The sequence below is a fragment of the Streptomyces sp. NPDC032940 genome (genome assembly GCF_040636935.1).
GTDB lineage: Bacteria > Actinomycetota > Actinomycetes > Streptomycetales > Streptomycetaceae > Streptomyces.
In genome coordinates, this window is the sequence record NZ_JBEZVJ010000003.1 from 62,735 (window position 1) to 80,409 (window position 17,675).

Annotated in this window: 8 protein-coding genes; 2 read left to right on the forward strand and 6 right to left on the reverse strand. The window is 75.6% G+C overall.

Annotation, left to right across the window (positions count from 1 at the left end; translation table 11 throughout):
• Window positions 1–36 precede the first annotated feature (36 nt).
• From AB0E77_RS05260 to AB0E77_RS05285, 6 genes are read right to left on the reverse strand one after another with little or no spacing between them, the layout of a single operon-like run.
• Window positions 37–309 (reverse strand): acyl carrier protein, encoded by a 273-nt coding sequence (locus AB0E77_RS05260; protein ID WP_361565789.1) that lies wholly within the window; start codon window positions 307–309, stop codon window positions 37–39.
• A 20-nt stretch (window positions 310–329) separates the two neighbouring features.
• On the reverse strand, window positions 330–2,066 hold the full coding sequence (locus AB0E77_RS05265) for an acyl-CoA dehydrogenase (RefSeq protein WP_361565792.1): 1,737 nt from the start codon (window positions 2,064–2,066) through the stop codon (window positions 330–332).
• Entirely contained in the window at window positions 2,063–3,748 is a 1,686-nt protein-coding gene (locus tag AB0E77_RS05270; RefSeq protein ID WP_361565795.1) for an acyl-CoA dehydrogenase, read from the reverse strand. The genes AB0E77_RS05265 and AB0E77_RS05270 overlap by 4 nt, the downstream gene beginning before the upstream one ends.
• Window positions 3,745–5,499 carry a fatty acyl-AMP ligase gene (locus AB0E77_RS05275; protein WP_361565798.1) on the reverse strand — a complete coding sequence of 585 codons (1,755 nt, stop codon included), beginning with the start codon at window positions 5,497–5,499 and terminating at the stop codon, window positions 3,745–3,747. The genes AB0E77_RS05270 and AB0E77_RS05275 overlap by 4 nt, the downstream gene beginning before the upstream one ends.
• Complete coding sequence (locus AB0E77_RS05280) at window positions 5,496–7,199, reverse strand: thioester reductase domain-containing protein (RefSeq protein ID WP_361565801.1); 1,704 nt, start codon at window positions 7,197–7,199, stop codon at window positions 5,496–5,498. Before AB0E77_RS05280 ends, AB0E77_RS05275 begins: the two co-directional genes overlap by 4 nt.
• A gap of 5 nt (window positions 7,200–7,204) precedes the next feature.
• Window positions 7,205–14,647, reverse strand: coding sequence for an amino acid adenylation domain-containing protein (locus tag AB0E77_RS05285; RefSeq protein WP_361565804.1), 7,443 nt, complete (start codon window positions 14,645–14,647; stop codon window positions 7,205–7,207).
• A gap of 306 nt (window positions 14,648–14,953) precedes the next feature.
• Here AB0E77_RS05285 and AB0E77_RS05290 point away from each other — a divergent pair, with 306 nt between their 5' ends.
• Both AB0E77_RS05290 and AB0E77_RS05295 read left to right on the forward strand, forming a co-directional pair.
• A complete protein-coding gene (locus tag AB0E77_RS05290) occupies window positions 14,954–16,189 on the forward strand; it encodes a helix-turn-helix transcriptional regulator (protein ID WP_361565807.1) in 1,236 nt (411 codons plus the stop codon).
• Window positions 16,179–17,672, forward strand: a complete 1,494-nt coding sequence (locus AB0E77_RS05295; RefSeq protein WP_361565809.1) for an MFS transporter — start codon at window positions 16,179–16,181, stop codon at window positions 17,670–17,672. Before AB0E77_RS05290 ends, AB0E77_RS05295 begins: the two co-directional genes overlap by 11 nt.
• The last annotated feature ends 3 nt before the right edge of the window (window positions 17,673–17,675 follow it).

Below are 17,675 nucleotides of genomic sequence, written 5' to 3' on the forward strand. Positions count from 1 at the left end.
GCTCCGGGCGTGGTGGCGGACGGGCGGACGGGCGGTTCAGCGCGCGTTGATCAGCGGCAGCAGAGCGTCGGCCAGCGGGGCCAGGGAGGTGTTGTCCCACATGACGGTCGGCTCCACCTCTATGCCGTAGTGGTCCTCGACCTCGGCGCACAGGCCCAGCACGTACACCGAGTCCAGGCCGTAGTCGCTGAGCGGGACGCCGGGGTCGATCTCCTCGGCAGGGCGGCCGGTCTGGGCCGCGACGCGGTCGCGCAGCCACGCGACGACCTCGGGGGCCGACTGCGTGGTACCGGTGGTGAGTTCGGACATGTCTGACTCCTGGCGGCGGTTCAGGCCCCGGTGGGGCGGCGGTCGAGGTCGAAGGTGAGGCCGGCGTCGAAGCGCCGGAGGAGTTCGGCGTGCAGCGGCTCGGCGAGATCGCCCGGCAGGGGGTCGCGGTGGTGGTCGAGGTGGGCGCCGAGCCGGTGCAGCAGGGCGAGCGGCACGGCCGGGTCCCCGTCGGTGGTCCCGGACCACCAGGTGTTCAGGCACGCCGACGCGGCCAGCACGCCGGTCCACCGGGTGGTGAGGCCGAAGGCGTACGGGGGTGCGTCGGGCCCGATCAGGGCGGGGGAGAGGCCGGCCGCGTCCTCGGTCAGCGCCGTCAGCTCGGCGCACCAGGCGCGGCCGGACGCCGTGAGGGGGTCGTCCGCGTCCGCGGCCTCGGTGGCGGTCAGGAGCGAGCGGGCCAGCGGATCGCGCCCGCCGGCCGAGACCGCGAGGCCCCCGAAGTCCAGCGCGGGCAGGGGCCGGCCGGCGTCGAAGGTGTCCGCGGGCAGCGGGTCGGCGGTGGCGTCCCGCCAGCCGCGGCGGGCGGTGAGCGGCAGCTGCGGGAGCAGCGCGGACAGGCAGGAGACCCGGGAGGCGTGCCCGAAGGCCGAGGGCTGCACGTCGCGCAGCAGCTTCTGGAAGAGGGGCTGTTCGCCGGCGCGCAGATAGAACTGCGAGCCGAGCAGCTCGGACAGCCGGCTCACGGCGCGGATCAGCAGCGTCGGCACGAAGGCCTTGACGGCGCTCGCGTAGACGCCCGCCCGGGCCGGGGCGGTGTGCACGGCCCGGGCGGCGGTCATGGTGAAGGTGTCCGCCAGCAGCAGATCGGCGAAGACCTCGGTCAGGAGCGACCGGGACAGCGGCAGGTCGGCCGCGCTGCCCCCGTAGAGGGTGCGTCCGCGCGCGCCGCGCAGGGCGGTGCGCAGCGCCGTGTCGAGCAGGCCGATCGTCATGCCGGGCAGGGCGATGCGGGTGAGCTGGAAGGAGCGCAGCGCGGTCTCCACGCCCTGCCCCGGGCGGCCGACGACGCTCCCGTCGGGCACGGGGCAGTCGGTGAACTCGATGCCGCCGAGCTGGACGCCGCGCATGCCCACGGTCGCGAACCGGTCCAGGTGCCGCACGGTGCCGGCCGGCAGCTCCCCGGCGTCGAGGAGCAGCTGGGAGTGGCTGCGGCTGCCCTGGGCCGGGTCGGTGCGGGCGAAGAGCACCACGGTCCCGGCCCGCCGCAGGTTGGCGACGACCTCCTTGCGGCCGTTCAGCCGGAGCCGGCCGTCGGGCCCGGGCAGGGCGGTGAGGTCCGCCCGCGTGAGGTCGTTGCCGTGGTCCAGCTCGTGGTAGGCGCAGGCGGCCCGGCCGCCGGCCAGCAGCCGCCGGGCGAGCACGGCGCGCTGCCCGGCGTCGCCCGCCGTCCACACGTTGACGGCGGCCATGAAGGAGCCGGCACCGTAGCCGAGGCCCAGGCAGGGGTCGCGCCGGTAGACGGCCCGCATGACGCGGACGAGGTCGTCCAGGCGGGCGAGGCGTCCGCCCAGCTCCACGGGGACGAAGTGGGCGTTCAGTCCGTGGGCGGTCAGCAGTTCCTCGCCGGCCCCGAGCATCTCGGCGCGGTCGTCGGCGGCCAGGACCGCGGCGCGGCCGACCGGGCCGGCCGGGTCGCCGGCGTCCCCGAAGAGCTTCTCCAGGTGGTCGACGGCCTCGCCGTCCGGCGCGGCCGTCGGGCGCGGGCCGGGCTCGCGCACCGTGCTCGCCGAGGTCATGCGATCAGCTCCTTCGCGGGCTCCTCGAGCGCCGCCACCATCGGCTCGTACGCGCCCTGCGGTGCCTCGTGGCCCGGCCGCAGCAGCTCCAGGGCCCGGTCGAGGGCGGCCGTCAGGCGGGTGACCCGCTCCGGGTCGCCGTGGCCGGCGAGGAGCAGGTGGGCCGCGGCGGCGCCCGCGTAGCAGCGCTCGTACCGGCGGGCGGCGGCGAACGCCTCGGGGGGTGTGCTGCGGCCGGCCGGGCGCGGGGCCGCCAGGGCCTCGGCGACCGCGGCCGTCTCCTCGGCCAGGGCCCCGGCCAGCTCGTGGACCCGCCCCGGTACGGCGCCGTCTGCGGCCAGCTCGCCGAGCCGGGCGGCGACGGCGGGCAGTGCCTGCACCACGCTGCACCCGGTGCGGCTGGTCAGGCGCAGCGCCGCGAAGTCGAGCGGCGGGACGGGACCCGCGGCGACGGCGGAGGCGAGCCCCGCCGCGTCGTGCCCGCCGTCGCGGAACCGCCGGGCGAGCACGGGGAACTGGCTGATCAGGGCGGAGCGGTTCACCGCGGTGCTGCCGTCGAAGATGGCGACGATGCGGTGATCGCGCTCCAGCTTCTGGAAGTGACCGTACTCATGCTGTCCCGTCAGGAAGCCGCGCGCGCCCACCAGTTCGGCCAGGTCGTCGATCGACTCCTGGACGATGTCGGGCACGCCCGCCTTGACCACGGCGGACACCACGCTCATCTCCCCGGTCAGACAATGGGCGGAGCGCGCCGCGAGCAGGGCGGCGGCGTCGGCGAGCTCCAGCGAGGCCGCCGCCCGGCCCAGCGTCCGGCGGGCCAGCGGGAGCCGCAGCAGCGTGGTCCCGTACAGGGCGCGCCCGGCCGCGAAACGGTGGGCCAGCCGCAGCGCGTGCTCCCCGGCGCCCAGCGACAGCGAGGTGCACACGGTCCTGGTCAGCTGGAGGGAGCGCAGCACGATCTCCAGGCCCTCCCCGGCCCCGCCGGTCAGGGCGTCCCCGGGGACGTGCGCGCCCTCGAAACGGACACCGCTGATGTCGGCTCCCCGGATGCCGTGTGTGGGCTCCTTGGGCAGCGGACGCCAACTGCCGGGCGCCAGCCTCTCCTTGTCGACGAGGAACACGCTGAAGCCGCGGGGGCCGCCGTCCGTCTCGGTGCGGGCCAGCACCGAGACGAAGCGGCCGCGGGTGGCGTTGTTGACCGGCCACTTGGCGCCGTCGAGCCGCCAGCCGCCGCCCGGCGCGGGCACGGCGGTCAGCTCGCCCGCGAGCAGGTCGCTGCCGTGACCGGGCTCGGTCAGGCCCCAGGAGACCACCGCCCCGTCCAGGACGGCGGCGGCCAGCTCCCGCCGCTGCCCCTCCCCGCCGGCCACCCAGGCCGGCACCGAACCCAGGAAGGTCTTGCCGTGCGCGACGGCGACGGTCACGTCCCGGCGGGCCACCGCGCGCAGCGCCGCGACCAGTTCGGGCAGCCCCCCGGGCGCGCCGCCCAGCGGGCCCGGCACATAGGCGCGGGCGATGCCGCAGGCGTCCAGGACCGCGCAGGCCTCGGTCGGGAACTCCTCCCCGGCGTCCAGCCGTGCGGTGGCCGCCGGGTGGAAGGGCCCGTCGGCCGACGCCGCGTCCAGGGCGGACTCCAGGACGCCGGGCAGGCCGCCCGGCCAGTCCGCCGCGCCGCCGCTCACGCGGTCCCGCCGCTCACCAGTGCGGCCACCGCCGGTTCCAGCTCGGCGTGCACGGGGGCGAGGGCGCCGTCGAGGAGCAGCCGCCGCATCTCGCCGCGCTGCACCTTGCCGCTGGTGGTCTTGCGGACCGACCCCGGCCGCAGCGGGACCAGACCCGCCGTGCGCACCCCGAACTCCCGGTAGACGGTGGCGCGCATGTCCCGGGCCAGCTCCCGGTACTGCTCCTCGGTGAACCGGCCCCGCACCTCGTGCAGGACGACGACCTCCTCCTGCGGCACCGGCACCGTGAACGCGGTGCCGGCCAGCGTGGCGAGCGCGGGGTGGTGCAGGCGCAGCTCGTGCTCGACGTCCTGCGGATAGAGGTTGCGGCCGTGCACGATCAGCAGGTCCTTGCTGCGCCCGGTCACATAGATCTCGCCGTCCTGGAGGGCGCCCAGGTCGCCCGTGCGCAGGAACGGTCCCTCGCCGTCGGCGGTGCGGGCGGCGAAGGTCTCCTCGGTGGCGTCCGGCCGGCCCCAGTAGCCCGCGGCCACGCTGGGACCGCGCAGCCAGATCTCGCCCGTGGTGCCGTCCGGCAGCACCGTGCCGTCGGCCGGGTCCACGATCCGCACGTCGAAGTCCGGTACGTCCCCGCAGCCCACCAGCTCGCGCACCGGGCCCTTTGGGGACGGGGGCTGCAGGACGTGCTTCTCCAGGGCGTCGGAGTCGACGGGGGTGATGCGGGGCGGGCGGCCCGCCAGGCCGGACACGAACACGGTGGCCTCGGCCATCCCGTAGCAGGGGGCGAGGGTGCCGGGCCGGAATCCGGCGGGGGCGAAGCGCTCCGCGAAGTCGCGCAGGGTGGAGGCCTGGATCGGTTCGGAGCCGTTGGCCCCGAACCGCCACCGGGACAGGTCCAGCCGCTCCAGCTGGGCGTCGGTCACCCGGCGCACGCACAGCTCGTAGGCGAAGTTCGGCGCGGCCGAGTAGCCGAGGCCGTAGCGGTCGATGAGACCGAGCCACTGGTGGGGGCGCTTGAGGAAGGCCATCGGCGACATCAGCGCGCAGCTGCTGCCGAGGAAGAGGCCGGGCAGCAGCTGCCCCATCAGGCCCATGTCGTGGTAAAGCGGTATCCAGCCGCCGAAATTGGTGTCCTCGTCCAGGCCGAGGGCGCGGCGCAGGCTGTCGGCGTTGTGCAGCAGATTGCCGTGGTCGACCATGACGCCCTTGGGGTCGCCGGTCGACCCGGAGGTGTACTGGAGCAGGACCAGGTCGCGGGCAGCGGCCCCGGGGTCGCGCCAGTCGCCGGCGGCGCCGAAGTCCGGGCCGTCGCTGGCCGCCACGGGAAAGCCGAGGCCCTCGGCGTCGATCCAGCGGCGCGCCTCCTCGAGCTGCCCGGTGTCCGTGAGGGCCACGCTCACCCCGGCGTCCAGCGCGATGCCGGTGACCCGCCGCTGCTGGTACTGGAACTGCCCGGGCATCGGCGAGGGAACGGCGACCGTGCCCGCGTACAGACAGCCGAGGAAGGCGGTGACGAAGGGCAGGCCCGGCGGGTGCAGCAGCAGGACGCGGTCACCCGGCGCGCAGCGCTCCTGCAGCCAGGAGGCGACCCGGCGGGCCTCGGCGTCGAGCGCCGCGTAGTCCAGGGTGCGGGCGCCGTCGGCCGCGTCGTGGTCGTGGACGAAGGTGACCGCGTTCCTGCCGGGGCGTTCCTCGGCGTGGCGGCGCAGCAGGTGCAGGGCGCTGGGGTGGTCCAGCAGGGAGTCGCTCACGGGGCTGTCCTCTCGGCGCGCGCGGGCAGGAAGCGGGTGGCCTCGAAGTGGTCGAGGTAGCGGCCGACCAGCTCGCGCTCCGGCGGCAGGCAGGAGATGCCCGAACCGCTCAGCGCGGCACGCAGGTTGGCGGTCTCGAAGACGGGGCGGCTGCCCCGGTAGCCGAGGTCCTCGGCGGGCCGGTCGGCGCCGAACAGCGGCAGGAAGCGGGCGAGTTCGTTCTCCTCGCCGCGTTCCACGGCCCGGGTCAGCTCGGCGTACCAGTCGGCGTAGGGGAGCCGGCGCAACGGGTAGCCGCACTCCTCGAGCAGCTCGACCAGCCGGTTCCAGGCGAGCGGATGCCCGCCCGGCAGGTTGAAGGCCGTGCCGTGGTGCTCCCCGCCGAGCGCGATGTGGGCGACCGCCGCGGCACAGAAGTCGACCGGCGTCATCTCCAGCGACACGTCGAACTCCAGGGCCGCGCCGAGCTGGACGCAGCCCTTCAGGGCCGCGTTGAGGAACGTGTCCTCGGCGCAGGCGCCCGTGGTCTGCGCACCGGTGATCTGACCGGGCCGGTACACGCAGGTGGGTACGCCCCGTGCGTGGGCCTGCGCCATCATGCGGTCGCCGACCCACTTGGTCTGCCGGTACCCGCCGACCACGCCCTCGGGATCGGTCGCCGCGTCCTCCGCCCAGCGGTGCTCGCCGGGGCGCCCCGGGTAGACGGCGAGGGAGGAGATGTAGTGCACCGGCTTGATCCGGTGCCGTCCGGCGAGCCGCAGCACCTCCTGGGTGCCGAGCACGTTGACCGGCTTGAGCCGCCGGTACGGCAGTGCGTAGCTGGACCAGGCGCCGTTGTGCACGATCATCCGCACGTCGCGGGCGAGCCGCCGGTAGGCGTCGTGGCCGAGGCCGAAGTACGGCCGGGCGAGGTCGCCGGGCACCCCGGTGAACCGCGCCTCGTCGCCGTCGCGCCACACCCCGTACCGCTCCATCGCCGCCCGCACCCGGTCCGCGGCCTGGCGCGGGGTGTCCGCGCGCACCAGGACGTACAGACGGGCGTCGGAGCGGTCGAGCAGCTCGCGCATCAGGAAGGCCCCGGTGTAGCCGGTGCCGCCGGTGAGCAGGACGGTGGGGTACGGGGCCGGAGCGGGCGGCAGGGCGTCGTCCGCCGGGGTGATGCCGGCGGGCAGGACGGCCTCCGCGGCCAGGTCGGCACCGGCGATCGACCGGGGGTGCCGGCCGCCGCCCGCGGTGGGCGCCGGGCCGTCCTGGGCGTCGAGGTGGCGGGCCAGGCGCTCCAGGGTCGGGTGGTCGAACAGGCCGCGCAGGCTCACCCGGAGGCCGGTCGCCGCGCGCAGCCGGGCCGCCATCTGGGCGGCGGCGAGGGAGTCGCCGCCCAGCTCGAAGAAGTTGTCCTTCAGACCCACGCGGCCGACGCCGAGCAGATCGGCCCAGATGCCGGCGAGCCGGATCTCCAGGGGGGTCCCCGGTGCCACGTAGGCGGTGCCGGCGCTCTCGCCGTCCGGCACGGCGGGCAGCCGGCCGCGGTCCACCTTGCCGTTGGGCAGCTTGGGCAGCTCGGGCAGGACGACGAAGCGGGACGGGACCATCGCCTCCGGCAGCTGGTCGGCGGCGAACTCCCGCAGCCGGGTGCGGAGGGCGGCCCAGGCCGACTGGGCCAGCGGATCGTTGGCCAGGGGCGGAGTGGGTGCGTTCACGGTCCTCACTGCTTCCTCGGCGGCCTGGCCGCCGGCTCGGATTCGGTCGGCCGCGGTGCGCCGCCCGGGGTGCCGGGCAGGGGTGCGAAGACGACGTCGAACTCGCCGGCGGCGCCGGAGCGCGGCGGCAGCAGCCGGGCGGCCCGGCCGTGGCGCGCGGCCAGTTCCACGAGGTCCTCGGGGTCGACGCCCCGGTCGGCGGTGGCCTCCCACAGCGCGCGTTCCAGTTCCCACGCGGTCCCGTCGGGCTCCTGCTCGCCGTCGAGCAGGGCCAGCGCGGCGAGCGGGCGCACCAGACGCCCGTCGGGCAGGCCGGTCACGGTCAGGGACCGGTCCGCGGCGGTGCCGGCCAGCAGCTTGGCGAGCGCGTCCGGGCCGGGCAGGTCGGTCCAGGGCAGCCGCTCGCCGTCGTCGCCGTCACCGATGTCGCCGTCCCCGGCGCGGCCGGGGCCGTACAGGGTGACGTCCCAGCGGAACCGGGTCAGCTCGTTGGCGTGGCGTCCGCGCTTGAGCTCGACGCGCAGGCCGAGCCCGGCGGCCGCGGCGAAGTCCCGGAAGAAGCCGGGGGTCAGGCACAGCTCGCGTTCCTCGGCGAGGGCGCGCGCCGAGGCGGCGGCGACCTCCCGGGCCGGGGTCAGCGCGGGTGCCCGGCGCAGCTGGGTGTCCGCGTGGAAGGCGGGCAGCAGCGCCAGGTCGCGGACGTCGCCGACGAAGACGGCACCCTCGGGGCCGGCGACGCGGACCGCCTCGGTGAGGACGCGGCGCAGATAGCCGGGGCCGGGGAAGTACTGCACGACGGAGTTGAACAGCACCAGGTCGGCGCCGGCGCCGGGCAGCTCGGCGAGGGCGGTGGCGTCGGCCTGGCGCAGGCTGACGTGGCCGGGCACCGCACCGTCCACGGCGACCGACGCGGCGGCCTTGGCCAGGGCGGCCGGGGAGACGTCGAGCCCCAGGTAGGAGCCGGCTCCGGGGGCGAGCCGGCGCAGGTACAGGCCGACGCCGACACCGACGTCCACGATCCTGGCCCCGCCGGTGACGTCCGCCCCGCCCGTCCCGCCGATGCGGCGGATGGGGCGGATGCGGCGGATGCGGTCGACGGTGTGGTCGAGCCACTCCCGCATCTCGTGCTCGGGGATGGGGCGCTTGGTGTAGCTGCTGAGCCACCCGGCGAAGTCCCGCGCGTCCTCCTCCGGAGAGCCGCCGGTACCCGGCCGGGCGGACGCGCCCGCGGATGCCGCGGGAGCCGCCGGGACGCCGGCGGAGACGGGACCGTCCGTGCCGGGCGCGTGCGCGCCAGGGGCGGGCGCACCGGGGCCGTCCGTGCCGGAGGTGTGCGGGTCGGGGCCGTCCGCGCCGGAGGCGTACAGGCCGGGGCCAGCCGCGCCGGGGCCAGCCGCGCCAGGTCCAGCCGCGCCAGGTCCAGCCGCGCCGGCGTCCTCCGCGCCGGAGGCGTACGCGCCCTCCCACACGTCCCGCCACCGGTCCACGTGCGCCCGCTCGCCGTCGGTGTCACCGGCCTGTGCCACCGGGGCCACGTAGGCGACGAGTTCCGCCCCGCCGCCCGGGCGCTGCGCGGCGACGACGGCGACCGAGGCGGTGCCGGGGTGGCGCGACAGGACGCTCTCCACCTCGTCGGGCTCCACCCGGTGGCCGAGGATCTTCACCTGGCGGTCGATCCGGCCGAGGAACTCCAGCAGCCCGTCGGCCCGCCACCGCACCCGGTCCCCGGTGCGGTACCAGCGGCGTCCGTCCGCCGTGACGAACCGCTCGGCCGTCAGCACGGCCCGGTCCAGGTACCCCTGCGCCACCCCGTCGCCGCCGATCCACAGTTCGCCGGCGACGCCGACGGGGGTCTCGCGGCCCTCCGCGGTGACGACCCGCACGGCCGTGTTGGCGATCGGCCGGCCGATCGGCAGGGCCGCCGCATCGGCGTCCCGTTCCCGGTCGAGTTCGTGGACGGTCGACCAGATGGTCGTCTCGGTCGGCCCGTACATGTTGAACACCCGCACCGAGGGCAGAGCCGTCAGCAGCCGCCGGGCCAGCCCGGACGGGAAGGCCTCGCCGCCCACGAGGAGGGCCCGCAGCGGCCGCAGCGCGTCCAGCGCCTCCGGCTGCGCGGCGACGGCCGCGAGGAACGACGGCGTGGCCTGCACGAGGGTGACGAGGTGACGGCCGAGGAGGTCGCTCAGCGAGCCCTCGCCGTCGGCCGGGGTGAGCCGCTCGATCATCCGCTCGCCGCCCACGACGACGGTCGCCCCCCGGGTCAGGGGCCACAGCAGTTCGAGTACGGAGATGTCGAAGGAGACGCTGGTGAGGGCGAGGACGACGTCGTCGGCGCCGATCCCGATCCGCCGGTCCATGCCGGCGAAGAAATTCCCCACGTTGTGGTGCAGCAGCACCGTGCCCTTGGGGCGGCCGGTGGAGCCGGAGGTGTAGATGACGTACACCGGGTCGTCGGCGCGCGGACCGTCGTCCAGCGGACCGGTGGGCCGCGCCGCGATCCGCGCCGCGTCCCGGTCGAGCCGCACGACGGAGCCCGCGGCCAGGTCCTGCGGGCCGCCGGCCCCGGTGACCAGGCAGTCGAGCGCGGCGTCCTCGGCGATGTAGCGGAGCCGGTCGGCCGGGAACCCGGGGTCCATGGGCACGTAGGCGGCGCCCGTGCGGGCGATGGCGAGCAGGGCGACGACGAGGTCGGCGGACCGCCGTACGCTCACGCCGATCCGGCTGCCCCGCCAGGCGCCGCCCGCCCGCAGGTGGTGGGCGAGCCGGGCGGCCCGCCGGCCCAGCTCGGCATAGGTGAGCCGCTGGTGGCCGTCGACGAGCGCGACGGCGTCCGGGGTGGCGTCGATCTGCCGGTCGATCAGCTCGCTGACGGTCGCACCGGTGTCGTAGGGCACCGCCGTGTCGTTCCAGGCGTCCACCAGGGCCCGTTCGTCCGTGCCGCGCAGTTCGGTGGCCGCCGGCGCGGCGGGGTCGGCGGCGAGGGACTCCAGAGCGCGCGCGTAGTAGCCGGCCAGGCGCTCGCAGAAGCCGGGGTCCAGCAGGGAGGTGTCGCAGTCCAGCCAGAGCCGCAGCCGGCCGCCGACCGGGTCGACCAGGAAGTTCGCGGCGAGCGGGAAGTTGGTCTCGGCGATGCCGAAGCCGTCCTGGATCGCCGCGTCGGATCCCCAGCGCTGGTGGAAGTCCATGAAGTTGACGTACGAGTCCAGCGCGAGGTCGGGGTGGTCGCGCAGGACGCGGGCGAAGGGGTAGCGGCGGTGCGGCAGGGTGCGCTGCTCGTGCGCGTGGACCCGGTGCGCCAGCTCCAGCCAGGAGGCGCCGGCCACGGGCAGCCGCAACGGCAGGGTGTTGAGGAAGACGCCGATGGCCCGGTCACCGCCGTCGTCCTCGAGACGTCCGTGCGTGACGACGCCGGTGAGCACCTCGTCCGCCGGTGCCACCGTGTGCAGTACGACGGCGTGGGCGGCGGCGAGGAGGGACTTCGCGGGGATCCCGGCGGCCCGTGCCGCCTCGGTCACCCGGGCCCCGGTCGCGGGCCCCAGCGGTACGTCGAAGCGGCGGTGCCGGGCGCCGGCCGGGCGGCCCGTGGTGCGGGTGGGCAGCGGTGCCGCCTCGGCACCGGCCAGCTCGCGCTCCCAGAACGCGCGGTGCTCGGGCTCCTCCACGGCCCGCCGTTCGGCGGCGACGAACTCCCGGAAGGTGGAGGGGATCTCGGGCAGGAACAGGTCCTCGCCCGCGAGCGCGGCCCGGTAGCGGACGACGATCTCGTCCAGCATCGCCGCGTCGCTCCAGCCGTCCAGCACCACATGGTGCTCGACCACACCGAGCTGGAACGTTTCGTCGTCCAGCGGGTGGACGGTGAAGGCCAGCAGCGGGGCCGCCGTCAGGTCGAAGTCGTGGTGCTTGGCCGACTCGGCCCACGCGGCGAGCCGGGCGTCGCGCTCCCCGGCGTCCGCGCCGCGCAGCGTCTCGTCCACGGCCAGCGGGACGTGCACGTCCCGGTGCACCAGCTGGAGCGGTTCGCCGAAGCCGGTCAGGTGGAAGGAGCTGCGCAGGGCCGGATGCCGCCGGACGGTGGCGTCCAGCGCGGCGCGCAGCGGCCGTACGTCGAAGGGCAGCCCGACGCGGATGCTGGTCACCACCCGGTAGACGGACGAGTTCTCCTCGTACGCGGCGTGGAACACCATGCCGGACTGCATGCTGCTGAGCGGGTGGGCGTCCTCCAGGCCGTCGGGCAGCAGGTCCCGGTCGGCGGCGGACAGCAGCGAGAAGGGCACGCTGCCCGGTCCGGCCGGGGTGTGCGGCCGGGTGCGGCGGGCCAGGGCGCGGACGGTCGGCGCGTCGTAGAGGTCGGGCAGGTCGAAGGTGTGCCCGGCGCGTTCCAGGGCGGTCCGCAGCCGGATGCCGAGCAGCGAGTCGCCGCCGAGGGCGAAGAAGGAGGCGCCGGGGTCGACGCGCTCCGCGCCGAGCACCGTCGCGAAGGCGTCGTGGACCCGCCGCTCGGCGTCGTCCAGCGGTCCGGCGCCGCCCGCAGCCCCGGGCGCCCTGGTGCCGGCGGGGGCGGGCAGGGCGCGGCGGTCCACCTTGCCGTTGGGCGACAGGGGCAGGGCGTCCAGCAGCACGACGGCCGACGGCACCATGTACTCCGGCAGCCGCGCGGCCAGCGCCGCCGACAGCTCTCCCGCGTCGGTTCCGTGGGCCACGGCGTGGGCGAGCAGCCGGTGCTGCCCGTCGGGCCCGCGGGGCGCGGTGACGACGGCCTGCTCCACCCCGGGCAGGGCCAGCAGCGCCGACTCGACCTCGCCCGGCTCGATGCGGAAGCCGCGGATCTTCACCTGGTGGTCGGTCCGGCCGCGGTACTCGACCGTGCCGTCCTCCCGCAGCACCGCCAGGTCGCCGGTGCGGTAGAGCACGCCGCCGCCCGGGGTGTACGGGTCGGGGACGAAGCGTTCCGCCGTCAGCCCGGGCCGGTTGAGGTAGCCGGCCGCCACCTGGACGCCGCCGACGTGCAGCTCCCCGGGCACGCCGAACGGCAGCGGCTCGCCGCCCGGGTCGAGGACGTACAGGCTGGTGTTGGCGACGGCGCGGCCGATCGGGACCGGCCCCTCGGTGTGCCGCTCCGTGCAGCGCAGATGGGTGACGTCGATGGACGCCTCGGTCGGTCCGTAGAGGTTGTACAGGCCGGGTGCGCTCGACGAGGGCCCGTACACGGCGAAGAACCTGGCCACGGTCTCCGGCCGCAGCGCCTCACCGCTGCACACCACCCGCCGCAGGCCCGACAGCGCGGCGGCGTCCGGCTCGGCCAGGAAGAGGTCGAGCATGGGCGGCACGAAGTGCAGGGTGGTCACGCCCTCGGTCCGCACGGCGGCTGCCACGGCCCTCGGGTCGCGGTGGGCGCCGGGGGCGAGGAGGTGCAGCCGGGCGCCGGTGATCAGCGGCCAGAAGAACTCCCAGACCGACACGTCGAAGGTGAACGGCGTCTTCTGCAACACGCATTCGCCGGGTTCGAGGGCGTACTCCTCCTGCATCCACAGCAGCCGGTTGACCACACCGCGGTGCGGCACGGGGACGCCCTTGGGGGTGCCGGTCGAGCCGGAGGTGTAGATGACGTACGCGATGTCGGCGGGGGTGCCGGCGGGCAGCGGTCCGTCCGCCTCGGGGAGGGCGGGCGGCACCTCGTCGACGGCGATGATCCGCGCGCCGGTCCCGGCCGGCCCGTCGGCGAGCCCCGCGGTCGTCAGCACGGTGGTGACGGCCGCGTCCTCGATCTGGAAGGCGACGCGCGCCTCGGGCAGTCCGGGGTCCAGCGGCAGATAGGCGCCGCCGGCCATGAGGACGGCGAGCAGGGAGACGGCCAGGTGCACCGACCGCTCCTGGTACACGCCGACGACCGCGCCCGGCGCCACGCCCTGCTCGCCGAGGTGCCGGGCCAGCCGGCGGGCCCGGCCGACGAGTTCCCGGTAGGTCAGCGCCGTCGTGCCGTCCGTGGCGGCCACGGCGTCGGGGGCGCGGCGGGCCTGTGCCTCGACCAGCTCGTGCAGCCGGGCGCCCGGGGCGTACTCGCGTCCGCGCGGGGCGCCCGCGGCGAGCACCGCGCGGCGCTCGTCCTCGTCGGTCGACGGCAGCCGCCCGACCGGCAGTTCCGGTCCGGTGAGCGCGGCGCGCAGCAGGGTGAGCAGCCGGCGGCTGTGCGCGGCGGGGGCGCCGGCGGGGTGCCGCTCGGGGCCGGCGTCGGCGTTCAGCCGCACCCGGTCGCCGCGGGCGTCGGCGAAGATGTCGAACCGCAGGTCGTCCACCGGTCCGGAGGACAGGTGGTGCGCGGTGCTCGGCACGCCCCCGAAGGACACCTCGGCGTCGAAGGTGACCACGTTGACCGTGGTGCCGGCGAGCTGTTCGCGCCGCCCCTCGGGGAACAGCTCGCGGTGCAGCCACTCGCCGCGGTAGCGCTGGTGGCGCAGGGCGAGACCGAGCTCCCGGGACACGCCGGCGGCCACCTCGGCGAAGGAGGCGGCGCGGGGCACGGCGATGCGCAGGGGCAGCTCGTTGGCGAACATGGCCGGGGTGCCGATGGCCGCGCTGCCGGGGCGGGCCGGCATCGGCACCCGCAGCAGGGTCTCCTCGGCGCCGGTCAGCCGGGCCTGGTAGGCGGCCACGGCCGCGACGAACAGCGTGGAGGGGCGAGCCGCGAGCCGCCGTGCGGTCTCCCGCAGCAGCGCGGTGTCGGCCGGCGCGAGATCGGTGGTGCGGCGCAGCAGCCCGCCGCCCGTGGCGCCGGGGGGCCGTTCGCCGAGACTCACCGGGGCGGGCCGGTCCGCGAACCGGGCGAGCCAGTGGTCGCGGTCGCGGGCGAAGGCGGGCGTACCGGGGTAGGCCGCGTCCTCGGCGACCAGGTCGCGCAGGGGCAGGGTGCGTACGGCGGGGGGTTCGGCACCGGCCGCGAGCGCGGTGTAGACGGCGGCGATGCGCCGGACGTGGACCGTGTGACCGAGCCCGTCCATCACCACGTGGTGGTAGCGCAGATACAGCAGCCAGCTGTCGGCGGACTCCCGGACGAGCACGTGCCGGACCAGCGGACCGGCCGTCAGCTCCACCGGCCGGGCGAGATCGGCGCGCATCCACTCCTCGGCCGCGGCCCGGGGATCGCCGGCGGCCGACAGGTCGAGCACGTCGAGGGGAGCGGCCTCGGCCACGGGCAGCACGGTCTGACCCGGCCCGCCGCCGTTCCGGCCGGGGCCGGCGCCGTCGTCCAGCCGCACGCGCAGCGCCTCGGCCTCGGCGACCGCGACCGCCACCGCCCGGCCGAGCAGCCCGGCGTCCACGGGGCCGTGGATCTCCAGATAGCTGGCGCAGTTGTAGCGCGGGTCTCCCGGGCTCAGCCGCTGTGCGGCCCACACGCCCGACTGCGCGGCGGTCAAGGGCAGGCGAATGCCCCGGTCGGCGTCTCGCATGTCGATGTGACTCTCCCCCGTAGAGATCGCTTCGAGGCCCGCCGGACGCACTCCGTGGACCGTTCCAAGCTGCCAAAGGATCTGGTAATCAGCCACTACTTGTTCGAGTAGTTGACGGGCCGGAGGGGCGTGGGATATAGCGCCGCGCGGAGTAAGGAATCAGCCGCCCGCTCGTCTCAAAAGTGCGGCCGTGCATGGGATTTCCTTTACCTGCGTCCGTTAATGTCTGCGGCGGCGTTCGCGGCGCCGTGCCGTGTGCAGACGGGCCGGGACGCCGGTTGTGCCGACGCACACGGGGGAGAAGTAATGGATCTGTACGGCCGTGTCCATGAGCAATGGGTAATACGCCAGCGTTTACAGCGGATACGACGTGGGCATAGCAATCTGGTTCTTCTCCGTGCGCCCAGAGGGTACGGAAAGACCGCTTTGCTGGATCGAATTTCGGACACCGCGCGACGGGCCGGTTTCGATGTGGTGAAAGGCCCTGTGGCGCAGCACAGGAGGGTGTTGCTGGCGGCTTCTTTCGGGGCCGCGGCGACCGGTTTTCAGACATTCTCGGGCGCGGCCGGCCAGGACCTCGCGGCCCCCGGGCCGGACCTCCTGGACGAGGTCCTCGGAGCGCCGTCCCGCGCCGCCTCCCGGCCCCTGCTCATCGCCCTGGACGACGTCCCCTGGGACGACCCCGACGTCCTCGCCGCCCTGCGCGGGCTGCCCGCCGCCCCCACCGCCCGCCGGGTGCTGTGGCTGCTGGCGGGCGCCGGAGGCCCGGGCCCGCACGCGCTGTTCCAGCGTTCCGACGCCGTCGGGCTGGTGCTCGGTCCGCTGCGCCGCCGCGACGCGCTGCGGATGGCCGCGGACCGGCTCGGCGGAGCGCCGGACGCCTCGGTGGAGCGGCTGGTCACGGCCTGCGGCGGGCATCCCGCCCTGCTGGGGGCCGTACTGGAGGAACTGGTCGCCCGGGCCGGCCACCGGGTGAGCGGCGGCGTCGCCGGGCTGACGCCGACAGCCCTGTCGCCGCCCGTGGTGACCACGCTGCTGCGCGCGGACCCCCGGCTCTCCGGCCCGACCCGCGAGCTGCTGCCGGCGATCGCCGCACGGCAGCTCCCGCCGCGTCTGAGCGAGCTGATGAGCCTCCCGGACGGCCGGACGGCGTCCGTGCTGGGCTGCGTGCGGGAGGCGGTGGACGCCGGTGTGCTCGTCCTCGACGGCGACCGGCTGCGCTTCCGCCACCCCCTGCTGCACCAGGCCGCCGACCTCCTGCGGGAGGAACGGCCGGCGGACGCGGCGCGAAGCGGCCCGCTGAGCCCCACCGAGCAGGCCATCACGCGCTTCGTCGCAGCGGGCCTGACGAACCGTCAGATAGCGTCCCGCGTCAACCTGTCGCCCCACACCGTCAACTTCCACCTCCGGAAGATCTTCCAGAAGCTCGGCGTCTCCTCACGGGTCGAACTGGTGGGCACCCGACTCCACCTGCTCCGCCCCGCCTTCGACGCCGGCCTCACGTCCCCCACCCACGAGAGCAGGCCCGCACATGCAGGATGACAAGTCCGTCTCCGTCACCGACAGGAGCGAGACGGCGGACACCGCGACGGACGGCACCGGCGACGGCCCGCCACCGCCCACGCCCGCCCGGGTCAAGGCGATGGTCCTGGTCGCGATGGCCGCCACCTTCATGGCGATGATGGACTCCTACATCGTCAACGTCGCCATCCCGTCCATCCGCACCGACCTCGGCGCCTCGGTCTCCGCCGCCGAGATGACGGTCGGCGGCTACATCCTCGTGTACGGCCTGTTCCTGGTCACCGGCGGCCGGCTCGGCGACATCGTGGGCTACAAGCGGATGTTCCTCGCCGGCCTCGGCCTGTTCACCGTCGCCTCCCTGTGCTGCGGCGTCGCGCCGAACCCCGAGACCCTGATCGCGTTCCGCTGCCTCCAGGGCTTCGCGGCGGCGCTGTTCTTCCCCCAGATCCTCTCCATCATCCAGACCACGTTCGAGGGAGCCCGGCGCGACCGCGCCCTCGCGCTGTTCGGCGTCACCATCGGACTGGCCGCGATCACCGGCCAGCTGATCGGCGGGGTCCTGGTCCACCTCGACCTCTTCGGCTGGGGCTGGCGCCCGATCTTCCTGGTCAACCTGCCGCTGGGCCTGGCCGCCATCGCCGGCGCCGCACTGACCATGCCCGGGGTCCAGGGCTCCGGGCGGGCCCGGCTGGACCTGCCGGGCGTCGGCCTGCTCACGCTGGCCCTGCTCCTGCTGTCCTTCCCGCTGGCCGAGGGCCGCACGGCGGGCTGGCCCGTGTGGTGCTTCGTGATGATGGTGCTGTCCCTGCCGTGCTTCGTCGCCTTCGGCTGGTGGCAGCGCAAGCTGTCCGGCAGCGGCGGCCAGCCCCTGATCAGCCCGCCTCTGCTGCGGCTGCGCGCCTACCGCTCGGGCAACGCGCTGTTCCTCGCGTTCTTCGCGTGCAACGCCGGACTGTTCTTCGTCCTCGCCGTCCAGCTCCAGACCGGCCTCGGCTACTCGGCCCTGGAGTCCGGCCTCCTCTTCGCCCCGCTCGGCGTCGCGTTCACCGCCACCTCGCTGGCCCTGCCCAAGATCATGCCGAAGCTCGGCCTGCACGTCCTGACCGCCGGATACGGCCTCAACGCCCTCGGCTACCTCGTCCTGCTCCTCACCGCACTCGCCGCCGGCGACTCACTGTCCGGACCGATGATGATCCCGTCCCTCGTGGTCATCGGCGTCGGCCAGGGACTGGGCGTCAGCCCCCTGCTCGGCGCCGCCCTCACCGGCGTACCGCCCCAGGAGGCCGGCAGCGCGGCGGGCGTCCTGGAGACCGTGGGCCAGCTGGGCATGTCCGTGGGCATCACCCTGGTCGGCCTCCTGTACTTCACCACCCTGGGAGACGGCACCACACAGCACGCCTACGCGCACGCCTTCACGGTGACCCTGGTCCTGAACCTCCTCCTGTCCCTCCTGGCGGTGGCCTTCGTACCACCCCTGCGCAAGGCGGCGGCTGCGGCGGGCTGAGGG